The sequence below is a fragment of the Synechococcus sp. R6-10 genome (assembly GCF_047461815.1).
In the GTDB taxonomy this organism is placed as follows: Bacteria; Cyanobacteriota; Cyanobacteriia; order Thermostichales; family Thermostichaceae; genus Thermostichus.
Genome location: NZ_JANSHW010000619.1, coordinates 1 through 505, shown reverse-complemented (window position 1 = coordinate 505; position 505 = coordinate 1). Strand labels below are relative to the sequence as shown.

Sequence of the window (505 nt, the reverse complement as noted above, 5' to 3'; positions counted from 1 at the left end):
AGCAGAGCAGGCTCAGGGCTACTGAAAGCCCGCTCCGTACCGCTTTAGCGGTCGGAGTCGGGTAGTTTACTAGCTCAAACGACCCTACTCCCTACAACCAGTCGCGTAGCTCTGAGCTGGGGATCTCACGGCGCTCCCCGGTAACCGTGAGAAAAATCGTGAGAAAAATAATGAGCGGTTTTGATTCCTGTCCTTCCCTCTTCTTGAGAGAGAGAACTCAGATGGGATCCCTGTGGGCTAAGGGGCTTGTTGTTGATTTTGAACAGTAGGGATCCGGCGCAAATTCAAAAGCACCATTGCGCTGAGGGGGCGCGTGTTGGCCAGTAGCCCCACGATCAGCAGCAGCCAACTGTTCAAGGTAGTATTGGCCAGCAGCCAGCCCATCAACAGAGCCGATCCTGCCCCTTCGGCAACTGCCGCCAAGAGCCAAGCCCGGCCACCTTTCCAGCCCTGAGACCACAAGGCCCATTGCAGCCCACCGACGCCAACCCCCACCAGCAAACCG

1 pseudogene is annotated in these 505 nt (G+C 57.4%); it reads right to left on the bottom strand.

Features of this window, described 5'->3' with window-relative positions:
• Window positions 1-237: 237 nt before the first annotated feature.
• Window positions 238-505 (bottom strand): annotated as a pseudogene (locus tag NW837_RS14615) (serine/threonine protein kinase); the annotation flags it as partial.